This window comes from Paractinoplanes rhizophilus, assembly GCF_042664765.1.
GTDB classification, from domain to species: domain Bacteria; phylum Actinomycetota; class Actinomycetes; order Mycobacteriales; family Micromonosporaceae; genus Actinoplanes; species Actinoplanes rhizophilus.
This window is the reverse complement of record NZ_JBHTBJ010000042.1, coordinates 22,003-39,136: the sequence shown is the minus strand read 5'-3', so window position 1 is coordinate 39,136 and position 17,134 is coordinate 22,003. Positions and strand designations below refer to the sequence as shown.

Here is a 17,134-nt window from a genome sequence, read left to right as displayed (position 1 = left end):
GGTGAGCGAACAGAAGACATCGTTGTGGGGCGGCCGGTTCTCCGGCGGTCCGGCCGACGCCCTGGCCCGGCTTTCGGTGAGCGTCCAGTTCGATTGGCGGCTGGCGCCGTACGACATCGCCGGCTCCCGGGCGCACGCCCGGGTCCTCGCCGCCGCCGGGCTGCTCGACCCGGACGAGCTGGGCCGGATGCTGGCCGCCCTGGACGACCTCGAGGCGGCCTGCGCGTCCGGCGAGTTCCGGCCCACCATCGACGACGAGGACGTGCACACGGCGCTCGAGCGGGGCCTGCTCGAACGGCTCGGCACGCTCGGCGGCAAGCTGCGCGCCGGCCGGTCCCGCAACGACCAGGTCGCCACCGACCTGCGGCTCTACCTGCGCGATCACGCCCGCGGCGTGGCCGTCGCGCTGGTCGAGCTGGCCGACGCGCTCACCGAGCAGGCGGCCCGCAACATCGACACGGCCGCGCCCGGCCTGACCCACGTGCAGCACGCCCAGCCGGTCACCTTCGGGCACTGGCTGCTCGCCCACGTGCACCCGCTGCTGCGCGACCTCGACCGGCTGCGCGACTGGGACGCGCGGGCGGCGGTCTCGCCGCTCGGCTCCGGCGCGCTGGCCGGCTCGTCGCTGCCGCTCGACCCGGCCGCGGTCGCTGTCGCGTTGGGTTTTTCGGCGCCGGCGGCCAACTCCATGGACGCGGTCTCCGATCGTGACTTCGTGGCCGAGTTCCTGTTCGTGACGGCGCTGATCGGCGTGCACCTGTCCCGCCTGGGCGAGGAGGTGGTGCTCTGGACCTCCACCGAGTTCGGCTGGGTGGAGCTGGACGACGCCTTCGCCACCGGCTCGTCGATCATGCCGCAGAAGAAGAACGCGGACATCGCCGAGCTGGCCCGCGGCAAGAGCGGCCGCCTGGTGGGCGGCCTGGTCGCGGTGCTGACCATGCTCAAGGGCCTGCCGCTGACGTACGACCGGGACATGCAGGAGGACAAGGAGCCGGCGTTCGACGCGATCGAGACGCTCGAGCTGCTGCTGCCCGCGCTGGCCGGCATGATCTCCACGATGACCGTCCGCGTCGACCGCCTGACCGCGGCCGCGCCGGTCGGCTTCTCGCTGGCCACCGAGGTCGCCGACTGGCTGGTCCGGCGGGGCGTGCCGTTCCGCGAGGCGCACGAGATCACCGGCCAGCTGGTGGCGCTGTGCTCGGTGCGCGAGTGCGAGCTGGAGGACCTGACGGACGAGGACCTCGCGAAGGTCAGCGAGCACCTCGACCCGTCGGTGCGCCAGGTCCTGTCGGTCGAGTCGGCGCTGGCCAGCCGCACCACGCCGGGCTCGACCGGGCCGGGGCCGGTGGCCGAGCAACTCGCCCTGGTGCAGCATCGCCTCGACAGCTGGCGCCAGTGGGCGGTCGAGAAGGTGGTTCCCCGCTGAGCTGCCCCGCGCCGGATCGCCCCGGAAGCTATCCTCGCCGGTCGTGGAGATCCGGCCGGCCCTTGCGATACATCGATCGAATGCGATGATGGGAGCGCTCCCATTCGATCGTACGGAGGAATCATGCGCCACCTCGTTGCGGTGCTCGCCGCCGCCGTTGTGTTCGGTTCCGTGACCGGCAGCGTGCCGGCCGGCGCGTCCGGCCAGTCCGGCGCCCCGGGCTCGCCCGGCGGCCCGGGCCTTTCCGGCGGCGCCGCGCACCACGGGTCGTGCGGGCGTGGCCTGCTGTTCTGCGAGGACTTCGAGCGGCTGCCGCTCGGCGGTCCCAGCACGCTGAACTGGGGCGTCGACACGCGCCACGGCACCCTCGCGGTCGAGCGCGGGCGCCGGGGCAACCAGGTGCTGCACCTGCACACGGTGGACAACGGGCGCGCGTTCCTGCGCGTCGACGACTTCGCCGCGCCCGGCAACCGGTTCTACGGCCGGATGTGGCTGCGGGTCGACGCCTTCCCGGTCGCCCCCGACTGGGCGCATTTCACGCTGGTCGAGGCGACCGGGACCGGCAGCCCGGAAGTGGTCCGGCCGATCGGCGGGCAGTACGCGCCGACGGTCCCGGGCGTCTTCTGGGGTGTCGGCGCGGACGGCGGGCCGACCGGCGACTGGACCAACTGGCGGGAATCGGCCCCGGCGGTCGAGGACACCTGGCAGTGCTTCGAGTGGATGCTCGACCCGGCCGACAATCGCGTCGCCGTGTGGATCGACGGCGTGGCCAACCCGGAGCTGACCGCGTCCACCGCCGACCACGGCGGCAACCAGGTGCCGTTCGTCCTGCCCGCGGTCGACACCGTCAAGATCGGTTGGCAGCTCTACCAGGGCGGGACCACGCCGGGCGCGTTCGACCTCTGGATGGACGACATCGCCCTGGCCGGCAAACGGCTCGGCTGCTGATCAGGCGCCGTAGTCGCCGAAGCCGCGCTCGAGCAGCGCGAACGCCTCCGCCGCCGAGCGTGCCAGGCGGTCGGCCAGACCGCCCGGCAGCTCGTCGGCCAGCACCGCCTCGCGGACCTGCAGCACGAGCGCTCGTTGCACCGCGATCAGGGCGTGCGCCACGACCCGTGCGGTGAGCCGGTCGCCGGGGCCGGTGCGGGCGAGGGCGGTGGCCAGCAGCTCCGCGGTGCGGGTCAGGGAGATCTGCTCGCGGCCCTGCAGGACCGGGCTCTCCGCCACCACGCGGTTGACCGTGCGCAGCCGGGCCAGCGCGTGCGGGTCGCCGTCGAGCTGCTCGACCAGGCCGCCCTGGGCCAGCAGCAGACGGTGGAACGCCGCCGTCACCGACTCGCCGGGCGGGCGCTCCAGCACGCCCTGGACCAGGCGCTCACCGTGCTCGTCCAGGCGGAAGAAGAAGATGTCCTCCTTCGTGGCGAAATAGTTGAACACCGTGGCCTCGGAGACCTCGGCGGCCCGCGCGATCCCGGCCACGGTGACCCGGGCGAACCCGTGGTCGGCGATGAGCGCCCAGGCCGTGTCGGCGATGTGCCGCCGGGTGCGCTCCTTCTTCTGTTCGCGCAGTCCCACCGCGCCTCCGCTCCGGTTCGAGGTTGTTTTTCGAGTGACTCTAAGTTTAGAGTAACTCTATGGATGCTAACAAGGTCAACGACTTGCAGGATCGAGTGAACCAGGCGCTGCTCGCCGGCGACTGGCAGACGCTGACCGATCTGGTGTCGGCGGACGCCGTCATCACCGGGCCGCGGGGGTACACGATCACCCGGGACAGCTGGATCGGGGCGCACCGCGAGGAGGCGTACGAGCAGGTTTCCCTCGAGGTCGTGGAGTCCGCCGTGCGCACGTACGACGCGACCGGCATCCGATTCGACCTGGTCGAGTCGGAGTGCCGCTACCACGGCGAGCGGATCCTCGGCCGGTTCCGGGTGAGCCAGGTCTGGGCGAGCGACCACGGCCGGTGGCAGCTCGCCTCCGTGCAATACACGACGGCGGCGTGAGCCATGGACGTGAGCATCAGCATCACCTCGTACCCGGCCGGCGACGCGGCGGCGGCGCTGACCGATCTCGGCCGGGCCGCCGACGAGCTCGGCCTGCACACCGTCTGGGCTACCGACCACCTGCTCCAGGCCGACCCGGCCGCGGCCGACACCGATCCGATGCTCGAGGCCTACGCGGTGCTCGCCTTCCTCGCCGCGGCCACCCGGCGGGTACGGCTCGGCGCCATGGTCAGCCCGGTGACGTTCCGCCCGCCGGCCCTGCTGATCAAGACCGTGACCACGCTGGACGTGCTCTCCGGCGGTCGCGCCTGGCTGGGCGTCGGCGCCGGTTACCAGCAGGAGGAGGCGCGGGACATGGGCCTGCCGCTGCCGTCGTCCGGACGCGAGCGCTACGAGCACCTGGAGGACACGATCCGGCTCGCCGCGCAGATGTGGCGGGGCGACACCGCGCCGTTCCACGGCGTCCACGCCCGCCTCGAACGCCCGGTGAGCAGCCCGGCCCCGGTGACCGCGCCACGCCCGCCGATCCTCATCGGCGGAGTGGGGGAGAAGCGGACGCTGCGCCTGGTCGCGCGGTACGCCGACGCCTGCAACCTGTTCGACATCCCGGACGGCGGCGCGACGATCCGGCACAAGCTCGCCGTGCTGCGCGACCACTGCGCCGAGATCGGCCGCGACGACGCCGAGATCGTCAAGACGGTGAGCACCGCGCTCGGCGACGGCGAGCCGGCCGAGCGGTTCGCCGAGCGCTGCGCGACGCTCAAGACGTACGGGATCGGCCACGTCGTGGTCATCGCCCGCGGCCGCCCGCTGACCGTCGCCGACGTGGAACGCCTGGCCGCCGCCACCGCCGTCTGAGAAATCCCCCGGCCGAGGATGATCGCCCGCTCGCCGTACTGACCTGTGGATCTCGACCGTCTACCGTGGCCGGAAGGCCGGAAACGACGGCGCGGGAGGTACGTCCCACGATGATCGGTCTCGAGTCCCTGCGATGGTCGCTGACGCTGGCCTTCGCGGTCGCCACCGGGTTCCACCTCGCCCGCCTGCTCCGGCCGGGCGCCGGCGCGGAACGCATCTCCGACGCGTTGCACCTGCTGATGGGCGGTTCGATGATCGTGATGATCTGGCCGTGGGGCGGCGGGGTTCCGGCCGGGGTGTGGGCGGCCGGCTTCACGGTCTCGACGGGATGGTTCGCGGCGCGGGCGGTCCGGGCCGGCGGGTGGCGGTTCGCCGAGCCGGGGGTGCGGTGGCCGGTGTGCACGGCGGCGGGGGCGGCCGCGGTGTACTTCGCCACGTCGGCGGCCGCGATGGTGTGGATGAGCGTGGCGATGCCGGCCCCGCACCAGCACCACCTCGGGACCGCCGAACCGGCTATCGGGCCGGCCACCGGACCGGACATCGGGCCGGCCGCCGCCTGGGTCAGCGCGGCCCTCGGCGGCTACCTGGTGGCCGCCGCGCTGTGGTGGGTCGCGCGCGGGATGCGGCTCGCGCCGGCCGGCCCGCACGGGGCCACGCCGCACTGGCCGGCGCTCTGCCACGCAATGATGAGCGCCGCGATGGGGCTGGCGCTGCTGGCGATGGCCTGAAAACTTGCCGAACCGGTTCACCAAGCGGTGGCATATCGTGCAAATCCCGCAAGAAGTTACGCGGCGGGTGGGCATGGCGGTCCCCGGTGATCGCGGTGGATTGCCGGCCGTTCGTAGCCGAGAACGTCGAGCGCGGTCAGCACCGCCTGCCGGGTCTCGGCGGAGACGCCGGGCCGGTCGTTGATGACGCGGGACACGGTCGCCTCGCTGACCCGGGCCTGCCGGGCGATGTCGGACATGCGAGCGCGGGACACCCTGAGGACGGGTTGCACGTCATGATTCTGCAAGGTCTTCCAAAAGATGCAAGTGCTTGCTAGCGTCCCCGCAACACGGCCGACACAAGTCGATCCATCGATGGTCGGTCGCGGCAACCCCTTTCACACGCAAACCCAGGGAGACCCCTATGCGCATCCGTGCCGCGGGTGTGGCCGGCGCCCTCACCCTCGCCCTGCTCGCCGCCGGGTGCGGTGGCAAAAGTGACAAATCCACCACCGCGACCGACAATCCGGGCGCGAAAGCGGCAGCGGGGGAACTGGTGATCTGGGCCGACGACAAGCGGGCCGCCGCCCTCAAGCCGTTCGCCGACAAGTTCGGCGCCGAGAACGGCGTGACCGTCAAGATCCAGGCGATCTCGAAGGACCAGCAGACCACCTTCGTCACCGCGTCCCAGCAGGGCAGCGGCCCGGACGTGACGGTCGGCGCGCACGACTGGATCGGCAACCTCGTGCAGAACGGCGCGATCGACCCGGTCCAGCTGTCCGCCGAGCAGAAGGCCGGCATCGCCGGGAACGCATTGAAGGCCGTCACCTTCAACGGCCAGGTCTACGGCGTCCCGTACGCGACGGAGAACCTCGCCCTGATCCGCAACACCGACCTCGCCCCGCAGGCCCCGGCGACCATCGAGGACCTGGTCGCCACCGGCCGGAAGCTGGTCAGCGGCAAGAAGGCGGCCGAGATCCTCTGCCTGCAGGTCGGCCAGACCGGCGACGCCTACCACCTCTACCCGCTGTACTCGAGTGCCGGCGGCTACCTGTTCGGCACCACCGCGACCGGCGACTACGACCCGAAGGACCTGGGCGTCGGCAAGCCGGAGAGCGTTGCCGCGTTCAAGAAGATCGCCGCCCTCGGCGAGAAGGGCAGCAAGGCCCTCAAGCGCTCGATCACCTCGGACAACTCGATCGCCACCTTCACCGGCAAGAAGTGCGCGTTCCTGGTGAGCGGCCCGTGGGCGGTCACCGACGTCAAGAAGGCCGGCATCAAGTACGACATCACGCCGGTCCCGCCGTTCGCGGGCGGGAAGCCGGCCCAGCCGTTCCTCGGCGTGCAGACCTTCTACGTCGCCGCGAAGGGCAAGAACAAGGCCCTCGCGCAGGAGTTCGTCACCAACTACGTCACCACCCCCGACCTGGCGGTGGCCCTCTATCAGGCCGAGCCCCGGCCGCCGGCGCTGACCGCCGCGTTCGACCAGGTCAAGGGCAGCGACCCGGACCTCGCCAAGTGGCAGGAGGCCGGTAAGAACGCGATCCCGCTGCCGGCCATCCCCGAGATGGCGGCGATCTGGGACCCGTTCGGCAAGGCCGAGGCCGCGGTGGTCGGCGGCGCCGACCCGGCCAAGACCATCGAGGCGGCCGGCAAGACGATCTCCGGCTCCATCACCAAGTAATGACGACGCAGCTCGGAGGGCCCGTGACCCGGGCCCTCCCCGCCCCCGAGAAGAAGCCGGAACACCGCGGAAGCGGCGTGGCCGGTAACAGCGTCAAGATCGTCCTGCTCGGACTCGTGGTGGCGATCGCGATCTGGGCCGCCTTCCCCCTGGTCGAGCACGAGTCGTGGCTCGGCCTCGGCATCCTCGTCGTCACCACGGCCGTCCTGCTCTGGCTCTACCTCACCCCCCGGCACATCCCCGCCAAGTACCTGGCCCCCGGCACCCTCCTGCTGATCGTCTTCCAGATCTTCCCGGTGCTCTACACCGCGAGCACGGCCTTCACCAACTACGGCGACGGCCACCGGGGAACGAAGGAAGAGGCCGTCGTGGCCATTCAGACCGCGTCCGTCACGCAGGTGCCGGGTTCCATCACGTACGCCCTGAGCATCGCGACCACCGGCGACGCGGCCACGGGTCCGCTCGTCTTCCTGATCACCGACCCGGCCACGAAAGTCGTGTCGGCCGGCGACGCCGACGGCCTCGAGCCACTGAATGCGGACGACGTGACCGTGACCGCGAGCGGCAAGGTCACCGCGGCCGAGGGCTACACCGTGCTCACCGCCGGCCAGGCCTCGCTGCGCAGCAAGGAGATCACCGCCCTCGCGGTCCCGGTCGACGGCGGCGCGATCCGCTCGTCCGGGCTGTCCCGGGCCTACGAGGGCAAGGCCGGGCGGGTCTACCAGCCGGAGTGCGACTGCATCCGCGACACGACCAGCGGCGAGACCTGGACGGCCGACGAGAGGGCCGGCGCCTTCATCAGCGCGCAAGACGGTGAGCGGCTTGCGCAAGGCTGGAAGGTCGATGTCGGGTTCGGCAACTTCACCCGGGTGGTCACCGACCGGGACATCTCCGGGCCGTTCCTGCGCACGCTGATCTGGAACTTCGCGTTCGCCGTCGGCTCCACCGGCGGCACGTTCCTGCTCGGCATGCTGGTCGCGGTCGCCCTGCACGGCAAGCGCGTCCGGGGCCGCAACCTCTACCGCGTGGTGCTCGTCCTCCCGTACGCGATGCCGGCCTTTGCGATGTTGCTGGTCTGGCGGGACATGTTCAACAAGGACTTCGGCCTGATCAACACGTTCTTCGGGACCGACGTCGACTGGCTGGGCCAGGCCTGGACGGCCCGCATCGCGGTGCTGCTCGTGCAGTTGTGGCTGGGATATCCGTACATGTTCCTGGTGACCACCGGCGCGCTGCAGGCGATCCCGGCCGAGCTCAGCGAGGCGTCCCGGATCGACGGCGCCGGCGCCTGGCAGAGCTTCCGGCGGATCGTGCTGCCGCTGCTGATGGTCGCGCTCACGCCGTTGCTGATCTCGTCGTTCGCCTTCAACTTCAACAACTTCAACGCGATCTACCTGACCACCGAGGGCGGCCCGTTCGCGCCGGACAACCCCGCCAACGGCGCCACCGACCTGCTGATCACTTACACCTACCGGCTCGCCTTCGGCGGTTCCGGCGCGCAATACGGCTACGCCGCCGCCATCTCCATTTTCATCTTCCTGATCGTCGGAACGGTCTCCGCCATCGCCTTCCGAAGGACCAGGGCACAAGAGGAGGTGTACGCGTGAAGCGGTGGCTGACCCGGGTCGGCTGGCGGCATCTCGTCGGCGTGCTGGCCGTGATCTTCTCGCTCGGTCCGATCCTGTTCGTGGTCTCGTCGGCGCTGAACCCGCTCGGCACCCTGTCGTCGAGTTCCCTCGTGCCCACCGACGGCATCTCGTTCGGCAACTTCGGCAAGCTGCTCCACGACACCGACTTCGGGCAGTGGTTCCTCAACTCGGTGGTCATCGCGGGCACGGCCTCGGCGGTCGCCGTCTTCATCTCGGCGCTCGCCGCGTACGCGTTCAGCCGGCGGCGCTTCCGCGGACGCCGTACCGGTCTGCTGTCCCTGCTCTTGATTCAGATGTTTCCGCAGTTCCTGGCCGTGGTGGCGATCTTCCTGATGTTCGCGACGATCACCGACTACTGGCCGGTGATCGGCTTCAACACCTGGTGGGGCTTGGTGCTGCTGTACCTCGGCGGAGCGCTGGGCGTCGGCACCTGGCTGATGAAGGGCTTCTTCGACACCGTCCCGCGCGAGCTGGACGAGTCGGCCACGATGGACGGCGCTTCGCACGTACAGGTCTTCTTCCGCATTTTGCTGCCGCTCGTGGCCCCGGTGCTCGCGGTGACCGGGCTGCTGGCCTTCATCAGCACCATCAACGAGTTCATCTTCGCCAACATCTTTCTCACCGATTCGAGCGCCAAGACCCTGTCGGTCGGCCTGTGGGGGCTGGTCGCGGCCGAGCAGCGCAACACCAACTTCGGCATCTTCTGCGCCGGCACGCTGCTCACCGCCATCCCGACCGTCCTGGTCTTCCAGATGTTGCAGCGCTACATCGTCGAGGGCCTCACCTCGGGTGCGGTCAAGGGATGAGCGCCGCCCGGCAACTCGAGCCGGGCGAGCCTTTACGGCGGCGGCAAGCCGCTGTACACAGCTACGTAAGGGGGACAGCGTGGTCCATAAGGGGGATAGTGTGGTCGCGAAACGACGGCGGCTGGCCACCGCGGTGCTCAGTTTGTTCCTTCCGTTCCTGGTCGCCGTGCCCGCCGAAGCGGGGCCGGCCGCGCCCGCGCCGCCGCTGGGCGACGCCGCGATCGCGAGCTGGGGCAGCGATCGGCTCGACACCTCCGAGCAGTACTACTTCGTCCTGCCCGACCGCTTCGCCAACGGGAACCGGGCCAACGACAAGGGCGGCCTGACCGGTGATCGGCTCAAGACCGGCTACGACCCGGCCGACAAGGGCTTCTACCACGGCGGCGACCTGCCGGGCGTGATCGACAAGCTGGACTACATCCAGGGGCTCGGCACGACCGCGATCTGGCTCGCCCCGGTTTTCAAGAACCGGCCCGTGCAGGGCAGCGGCGACGACATCTCGGCCGGCTACCACGGGTACTGGATCACCGACTTCACCCAGGTGGACCCGCACTTCGGCAGCAACGCCGACCTCAAGCGCCTGGTCCAGCTCGCGCACCGGCGGGGCATGAAGATCTACCTGGACATCATCGTCAACCACACCGCCGACGTGATCCAGTACGCCCAAAATAACCATCCAACCGCCCCGCCCACCACCCAACATTCGACTGAAGACAATCCTGTTTACATCGACAAAACGACGTCGCCCTATCGCGATAGCCAGGGCCGCGCTTTCGAGGACCGCAACTACGCCGACGGCAAGAACGGCTTCCCGCGCGTCTCCGCGGCATCGTTCCCCTACACGCCGATATTCCAGTCCAGATCGGACGCGAGCGTGAAGGTACCGTCGTGGCTCAACGACCTGACGATGTACCACAACCGCGGCAACTCGACCTTTGCCGGGGAGAACAGCGAGTACGGCGACTTCTACGGCCTGGACGACCTGTGGACCGAGCGTCCCGAGGTCGTGCGCGGGATGACCAAGATCTACGCGGACTGGATCGGCGCGACCGGCATCGACGGCTACCGGCTCGACACGGTCAAGCACACCGATCTCGACTTCTGGCCCCAGTTCAGCGCGGGGATCAAGGCGGCCGCGGGCAACCGGGACTTCTTCATGTTCGGCGAGGTCTACAGCGCCGACCAGGAGATCGAGTCGACCTACGTGCGCCGGGGCGGGCTGCCGGCCACCCTCGACTTCTCCTTCCAGGAGGCGGCGAAAGGTTTCGTGACCGGCGCCGGCTCGGCGCAAGGGCTTGCCGACGTGTACGCGAAGGACCCGCTCTACACCGCGCGCGACACCGGCGCCGACCGGCTCCCGACCTTCCTCGGCAACCACGACATGGGCCGGATCGGCTCGTTCATCGAGTCCAGCGGCGCGGACGCCGCCAGCTATCTGAAGCGGGACCAGCTCGCGCACGAGCTGATGTTCCTCACCCGCGGCCAGCCGGTCGTCTACTCCGGCGACGAGCAGGGCTTCACCGGCCCGGGCGGCGACAAGGACGCCCGCCAGGACATGTTCGCCTCGAAGACCGCCGACTACCTCGACGACGACCTGATCGGCACCGACCGCACCCACGCCGTCGACAACTTCAACACCGCTCACCCGCTCTACCGCACGATCGCCTCGCTGGCCGCGCTGCGCAAGGCCAACCCCGGCCTGACCGACGGCGAGCAGATCACCCGGTACGCGGCCACCGGCCCCGGCGTCTTCGCGGCCTCCCGGCTTGGCAAGACCGAATACGTCGTCGCCGCCAACAGCGCGACCACCGCGCAGACCGTCACCTTCGACGTCTCGTCGGCCGGCAACTTCCGCACGATCTACGGCGGCAGCGCCGTCATCCCGTCGCGATTCGGCAAGATCACGGTGACCGTGCCGGCGCTGTCCACGCTGGTGCTGCGCGCCGGGTCGCCGACGGCCGCCCCCACGGCGAAGCCGACCGTCACGATCACCTCGCCGGCGGCCGGCGCGCTCGTGCCCACCCGCGCCGAGGTGACCGCCCAGGTCACCGGTGACCCGCTGGCCACCGTCACGCTCGCCGCCCAGGTCGGCGACGGGCCGTGGAAGCTGGTCGGCACCGCCACCCGCGCGCCGTACACGATCTACCACGACCTCGACGGGCTGGCCGGCGGCACCACGGTGCGGTACAAGGCAGTGGTGCGCGACCGCAAGGGACGCCTCGCGTCCGCCACCACCGCGATCGCCGTCGGCACCCCGGTCGTCTCGACCAGCCCCGGCTATGCGGTCGTGCACTACCAGCGCCCGGCCGGCGGGTACGACGACTACGGCCTCTACGTGTGGGGCGATGTCGACGACTCGATGGCGACCACCTGGCCGGCCGGGCAGCCGTTCGCCGGCGAGGACGCGTACGGGAAATTTGCCTTTGTGAAGTTGAAGCCCGGAGCGAAGAGCATGGGCTTCATCGTGGTCGGCAAGGACGGCGTCAAGGATGTCGACGCCGACCGGTCGCTCGACCCCTCGACGAACCCCGAGGTGTGGCTGAAGCAGGGCGATCCGGCCGTGTACACCACCATGGACACCCCGCCGCAGGACCAGAACACGGCGATCATCCACTACCGCCGGGCCGACGGCGACTACAGCGGCTGGGGGTTACACGTCTGGGACGGCGCGGCCACCGGGACCGACTGGGGATCGCCGCTGCCGCCGGCGGCGACCGACTCCTTCGGCGTCACGTTCCGGGTGCCGCTGGCGGCCGGCGCGACCGGGCTGAGCTACATCGTCCACAAGGGAGGCACCAAGGATCTGCCGGACGACCAGCGCCTCGACTTCGCCTCGGCCGGCCGGGAGATCTGGCTGCTGAGCGGCGTGGCCGACCGGCTGCTGCCGGTGGTGCGGAAGGCCGGCGCGGGCGGCGTGATCGACCTGACCAAGGAGTCGGCGGTCTGGATCGACCGGGGCACGATCGCGTGGCAGCCGTCCGATTCGACGGATGGGAAGAAGTACGCGTTGGTGTATTCGCCGTCCGGTGGGATCGGGGTGGCCGACGGCGAGCTTTCCGGGGCTTATTCCGAGATCGCCCTGTCGGCCCGCCGGGACGGATTGACCGAAGCCCAGCGCACCAAGTTCCCGCATCTGTGGCAGTACGACGCGTTTGACGTTCCCGCCGCGAACAAATCGCACATCCTGCGCGGGCAGGTGGTCGTCACCGAGCGGGATGCGGCCGGAAAGTTGCTGTCGGCCACCGGGGTGCAGACCGCGGGCGTACTCGATGATCTTTATGCCTCGGCGACCGGCGCGGCCCTCGGGCCGGTCGGCACCACGCTGTCGGTCTGGGCGCCGACCGCGCGAACCGTCGACCTGCAGCTTTACGACACGCCCCGCTCGTCGCCGTCGACCGTGGCGATGAAGCGGGACGACCGGACCGGGGTCTGGTCGGTGCGCGGGCCGTCCTCGTGGAAGGGCAGGTTCTACACCTACCGGGTCACCGCGTGGCAGCCGGCCGCCGGGACGATCGTCACCGCATCGGTCACCGACCCGTACTCGCTCGGCCTGTCGGCCGACTCCAAGCTGAGCCGGATCGTCGACCTGGCCGATCCGGCGCTGGCGCCGTCCGGCTGGGCGTCCTTGCGCAAGCCGGCCGCAACCGATCCAGCCAAGATCCAGATCTCGGAATTGTCGGTGCGCGATTTCTCGATGGCCGACAACTCGGTTCCCGCGTCCGCGCGCGGAACGTACGAGGCCTTTGCCAACCCGGACACCGTCGGGATGAAACACCTTGCCGCGCTGGCAAAGGCCGGTGTCACCCACTTGCACCTGTTGCCGGTGTTCGACTTCGCCACGATCCCGGAGAACCGGGCCGACCAGCAGCAGCCGGCGTGCGATCTGGCGGCGCTGCCGCCGGACTCCGACCAGCAGCAGGCGTGTGTCACCGCCGTGGCGGCGAATGACGGTTACAACTGGGGTTACGACCCGCTGCACTACACGACGCCCGAAGGCGGCTACGCCGTCGATCCGGCCAACCGGACCCGGGAGTTCCGCGACATGGTGGCCGGCGTCAACAAGGCCGGCCTGCGCGTGGTGATGGACGTCGTCTACAACCACACGTCGGCGGCGGGGACCGACTCGAAGTCGGTGCTCGACCAGATCGTGCCGGGCTATTACCAGCGGCTGCTCGCCGATGGGACGGTGGCGAACTCGACCTGCTGCGCCAACACCGCGCCGGAGCACGCGATGATGGGCAAGCTGGTCGTCGACTCCGTCGTGACCTGGGCGAAGGCGTACAAGGTCGACGGTTTCCGCTTCGATCTCATGGGACATCACCCGAAGGCGAACATCCTGGCCGTGCGGGCCGCGCTCGATCGGCTGACCGTCGCCCGCGACGGGGTCGACGGCAAGAACATCTACGTGTACGGCGAGGGCTGGGACTTCGGCGAGGTCGCGGGCAACGCGCGCTTCGTCCAGGCCACCCAGGCCAACATGGCCGGCACCGGGATCGGCACCTTCAACGACCGGCTGCGCGACGCCGTCCGCGGCGGCGGCCCGTTCGACGCCGACCCGCGGCTGCAAGGCTTCGCGTCGGGGCTCTACACCGATCCGAACGGCGACCCGGCCAACGGAACGGCCGCCGAGCAGAAGGCGCGGCTGCTGCACGACCAGGATCTGATCAAGGTCGGGCTCAGCGGCAATCTCGCCTCCTACAAGTTTGTCAGCTCCTCGGGCGAGACGGTCACCGGCTCGCAGGTGGACTACAACGGGTCGCCGGCGGGCTACAACTCCTCGCCGGCCGAAGCGATCACCTATGTGGACGCGCACGACAACGAGATCCTGTACGACGCGCTCGCTTACAAGCTGCCGCAAGCGACGCCGGCCGCCGATCGGGCCCGGATGCAAACCCTGGCGCTTTCCACCACCGCTCTCGGGCAAGGTGTCGGCTTCGCCGCGGCGGGCTCGTCGCGGCTGCGGTCGAAGTCGCTCGATCGTAATTCGTACAACTCGGGCGACTGGTTCAACCAGATCATCTGGGATTGCGGTTCCGGCAATGGTTTTGGCCGTGGCCTGCCGCCCGCAGCTGACAATTCCGACAAATGGGTTTTTGCGCGCCCGCTGCTCGCTGACGCCTCTTTGGTGCCGGGCTGCGACGCCATCGACCAGGCCGACCAGACCTACCAGGAGCTGCTGCGGATTCGCCGCTCCTCGCCGGTCTTCGGCCTCGCGGCCGCCGCCGAGGTGCAGAAGCGCCTGCGGTTCCCGCTCTCCGGAACGGCCGAGACCCCGGGGGTCATCGTGATGACCCTGGACGGACGGGGAATCGACCGGAACTGGCGGTCGGTGACCGTGGTCTTCAACGCCACCCCGGCGCCATCCACCCCGACCGTGGCCGCGCTGGCCGGGAAGCGGATAACCCTGCATCCCGTCCAGCGGGCCTCGGCGGATCCGGTCGTCCGCACGGCCTCCTACACGAAGTCGTCCGGCACGTTCACGGTCCCCGCCCGGACGGTCGCGGTGTTCGTCGAAAGCTGACCCTGCTCCTCGACGGGGCCCGGTCTGCCCAGGTGGTAGCCCTGGGCATACCGGGCCCCCATCCGGGTCAGCAGCCGGAGCTGGTCCGCGGTCTCCACGCCCTCGGTCACCACCTTGAGCCCGAGCGTGTGCCCGAGCTGGATCACCGCGCTGACCAGCTGCTGCTGCCGCGCGTTGCCGGCCAGGCCGTCGATGAACGAGCGGTCCACCTTCAGCACGTCGACCGGGATGTCGCGCAGGTAGCCCAGCGACGAGTAGCCGGTGCCGAAATCGTCGATCGCGATGCGCACCCCCAGCTCCCGAAGCTCCTCCAGCCGCGCCGAGGTGACCGTGACGTCGCGCATCAGCACCGTCTCGGTCAGCTCCAGCACCAGCCGGCGCGGCGAGAGCCCGGTGGTGGACAGCGCGTAGGCCACCCGGTCGGTGAGGTCGGGCAGGTCGAGGGTGGCCGCCGACAGGTTCACGCTCACCCATGTGTCCGGCCAGTCCGCCGCCGCCCGGCACGCCTCGAACAGCACCCAGCGGTCGATCTCCGCGATCAGGCCGGTCTCCTCGGCCAGCGGGATGAACGCGCCCGGCTGCTGCAGCCCGCGCTCCGGGTCGGCCCAGCGCACCAGCGCCTCCATGCCGGCGACGCCCCCGCCGGCCAGATCGACCACCGGCTGGACGTGCAGGCGCAGCTCGCCACGGTGCACGGCGTCGCGCAGCCGGGACTCGCTGTCCAGCCGGTCGAGCAGCTCCTCGTGCATCCGGCTCTCGAAGACCTGGTAGCAGCCCTTGCCCTTGGCCTTGGCCGCGTACATCGCCACGTCGGCGTCGCGCAGCACGTCGTCGGCGTCGCTGTGCTGCTCGGCGTCCGGCACGATGCCGATGCTCACCGAGACCACGGCCGTGCGGCCCCGCACCAGGAAGGGCTGATTCAGCGCGTCCAGGCAGGCCCGCGCCAGACCCCGCACGGCCGCCTCGCCGGCGTCCTCGAGCAGCACCGCGAACTCGTCCCCGCCGAGCCGGGCCACGGTGTCCTGCGGGCGCAGCGCCGCGACGAGGCGTTCGGCAGTCGTGCGCAGCAGCTGGTCGCCGGCGTTGTGCCCGAGCGAGTCGTTGACCTTCTTGAACCCGTCGAGGTCCAGGTAGAGCACCGCCACCCGGTCACCGGCCGCCCGGGCCCGGGTCATCGCGTGCGCCAGCCGATCGAGGAACAGCTTGCGGTTCGGCAACCCGGTCAGGCCGTCGTGCAGGGCCTGATGGCGAAGGTCGCGCTCGAGCGCGCGCTGGCGACTGACGTCGCGCAGCACGACCACCGCGCCCAGTCGCGCGCCGTTCTTGGTGATGGTGCTTGTCGTGTACGCCACCCGCACCGTGGTCCCGTCCGGGCGGTGCAGGGTCCCCTCGCCCTCGCCCTCGTCGGCCGCCGGCAGGATCAGCGCGGCGTCGGCCCCGAGCACCCCCGCCACCCCCAGCCCGGTGATGCGCCCGGCCGCCGCGTTGGCGAAGGTGATCCGGTTGCCGGCGTCCACCCCGCAGATGCCCTCGCCCGCGTTGGCCAGGATGCTGTCGGTGTACTCCTTGGCCAGGATCTCGCGGGCCGACCGCTCCAGCCGGCCGGCCATGTCGTCGAAGGCGTGCCCGAGGCGGGCGATGTCGTCCCGGCCCTTGAGCGCCACCCGCCGCGAGTAGTCCCCGTCCCGGATGACCTGCACCGCCCGGGTGAGCGAGGTGATCCGCCGGGTGATCGACGCCGCGATCGCCGCACCCAGCAGCGCCACCAGCAGCACGCACACCAGGACGGCCGCCATGATCGCCCGCCGGGCCGGCTTGGTGGCCGCCATCATCTGGTCGTAGAGCTGGGTATACTCGAGGATCACCGCGCCGTTGACCCGATGGGTGGGCCCGAGGATCGGCACCACCAGCTGCAGCATCGGCTCCGACGAGTCGTCGCTGCGCTCCTCGAACAGCCTGGTCCGGCCGTCCTCGATGGTGGCCGCGACCTCGCCGTCCGGGTCCTCGGCGAAGGTCGTGCCGACCTCGTCGGGCACGGCATCGGCGAGGATCCGCCCGAACCGATCCACGACGACGATGTCCCGGTTCTGCGTCTCCTGCTGGCGCAGGAGGTAGGAGGCCAGCGCCCCCGGGTTGTAGAACAGCGGCGCGGTGGTCCCGCCGATCCGGTCGGGCGGAAGACCCAGCGCCACGTCCCGCGAGATGCCCCGCGCGACCTGCTCCGCGGCACTGACCGCGGCGTCGCGCGCCGCGGCCGCGTTGGCTTGCAGCACCACCGCTCCGGTGACCGCGACCAGCGCCGCGGCGGCCAGGAAGGCACCCAGCACCTTGTGCCGTACGTCCATTCACCTGTCCCATCTCCCGCCCTGTTTCTTCGGCGGCGAACCGCGGCGCATGAGCACTCCGTCCGGCGACAAACCGCCGGCGGCCCGCGCCCGACGGCGAGCGCGGCCGGGTCGACGGCCCGCGCCCGGGTGCCGACG

11 protein-coding genes and 1 pseudogene are annotated in these 17,134 nt (G+C 70.6%); 9 read left to right on the top strand and 3 right to left on the bottom strand.

Annotated elements, in window-relative coordinates; translation table 11 throughout:
• Window position 1 precedes the first annotated feature (1 nt).
• Both argH and ACFQS1_RS34185 read left to right on the top strand, forming a co-directional pair.
• Complete coding sequence (gene argH / locus ACFQS1_RS34190; protein WP_378976153.1) at window positions 2-1,426, top strand: argininosuccinate lyase; 1,425 nt, start codon at window positions 2-4, stop codon at window positions 1,424-1,426.
• Window positions 1,427-1,549: 123 nt separating this feature from the next.
• Window positions 1,550-2,374, top strand: coding sequence for a hypothetical protein (locus ACFQS1_RS34185; protein WP_378976152.1), 825 nt, complete (start codon window positions 1,550-1,552; stop codon window positions 2,372-2,374).
• Here the strand turns inward: ACFQS1_RS34185 and ACFQS1_RS34180 are convergent, their stop codons facing one another.
• Window positions 2,375-3,001 (bottom strand): TetR/AcrR family transcriptional regulator, encoded by a 627-nt coding sequence (locus ACFQS1_RS34180; protein ID WP_378976151.1) that lies wholly within the window; start codon window positions 2,999-3,001, stop codon window positions 2,375-2,377.
• Between the two features lie 59 nt (window positions 3,002-3,060).
• Between ACFQS1_RS34180 and ACFQS1_RS34175 the strand changes: the two genes are divergently transcribed.
• The 3 genes from ACFQS1_RS34175 (at window position 3,061) to ACFQS1_RS34165 (ending at window position 5,012) form a co-directional block, all read left to right on the top strand.
• On the top strand, window positions 3,061-3,426 hold the full coding sequence (locus tag ACFQS1_RS34175) for a nuclear transport factor 2 family protein (RefSeq protein ID WP_378976150.1): 366 nt from the start codon (window positions 3,061-3,063) through the stop codon (window positions 3,424-3,426).
• A gap of 3 nt (window positions 3,427-3,429) precedes the next feature.
• Complete coding sequence (locus ACFQS1_RS34170) at window positions 3,430-4,284, top strand: TIGR03560 family F420-dependent LLM class oxidoreductase (RefSeq protein ID WP_378976149.1); 855 nt, start codon at window positions 3,430-3,432, stop codon at window positions 4,282-4,284.
• A 110-nt stretch (window positions 4,285-4,394) separates the two neighbouring features.
• Window positions 4,395-5,012: a DUF5134 domain-containing protein gene (locus tag ACFQS1_RS34165; protein WP_378976148.1), complete on the top strand. Its 618-nt coding sequence runs from the start codon at window positions 4,395-4,397 to the stop codon at window positions 5,010-5,012.
• 101 nt (window positions 5,013-5,113) lie between these two features.
• Here the strand turns inward: ACFQS1_RS34165 and ACFQS1_RS34160 are convergent.
• Window positions 5,114-5,251, bottom strand: a pseudogene (locus tag ACFQS1_RS34160) (LacI family DNA-binding transcriptional regulator); the annotation flags it as partial.
• A 164-nt stretch (window positions 5,252-5,415) separates the two neighbouring features.
• Between ACFQS1_RS34160 and ACFQS1_RS34155 the strand changes: the two are divergent.
• From ACFQS1_RS34155 to pulA, 4 genes are all read left to right on the top strand, one after another.
• Window positions 5,416-6,675: a sugar ABC transporter substrate-binding protein gene (locus ACFQS1_RS34155; protein ID WP_378976147.1), complete on the top strand. Its 1,260-nt coding sequence runs from the start codon at window positions 5,416-5,418 to the stop codon at window positions 6,673-6,675.
• Window positions 6,675-8,282: an ABC transporter permease subunit gene (locus tag ACFQS1_RS34150; RefSeq protein ID WP_378976146.1), complete on the top strand. Its 1,608-nt coding sequence runs from the start codon at window positions 6,675-6,677 to the stop codon at window positions 8,280-8,282. Before ACFQS1_RS34155 ends, ACFQS1_RS34150 begins: the two co-directional genes overlap by 1 nt.
• Window positions 8,279-9,130 (top strand): sugar ABC transporter permease, encoded by an 852-nt coding sequence (locus tag ACFQS1_RS34145; RefSeq protein WP_378976145.1) that lies wholly within the window; start codon window positions 8,279-8,281, stop codon window positions 9,128-9,130. Before ACFQS1_RS34150 ends, ACFQS1_RS34145 begins: the two co-directional genes overlap by 4 nt.
• A gap of 100 nt (window positions 9,131-9,230) precedes the next feature.
• Complete coding sequence (gene pulA / locus ACFQS1_RS34140; RefSeq protein WP_378976144.1) at window positions 9,231-14,651, top strand: pullulanase-type alpha-1,6-glucosidase; 5,421 nt, start codon at window positions 9,231-9,233, stop codon at window positions 14,649-14,651.
• Here pulA and ACFQS1_RS34135 read toward each other — a convergent pair.
• Window positions 14,585-16,996, bottom strand: coding sequence for a putative bifunctional diguanylate cyclase/phosphodiesterase (locus tag ACFQS1_RS34135; protein WP_378976143.1), 2,412 nt, complete (start codon window positions 16,994-16,996; stop codon window positions 14,585-14,587). The two genes, pulA and ACFQS1_RS34135, sit on opposite strands and share 67 nt — an antisense overlap.
• Between the last annotated feature and the right edge of the window lie 138 nt (window positions 16,997-17,134).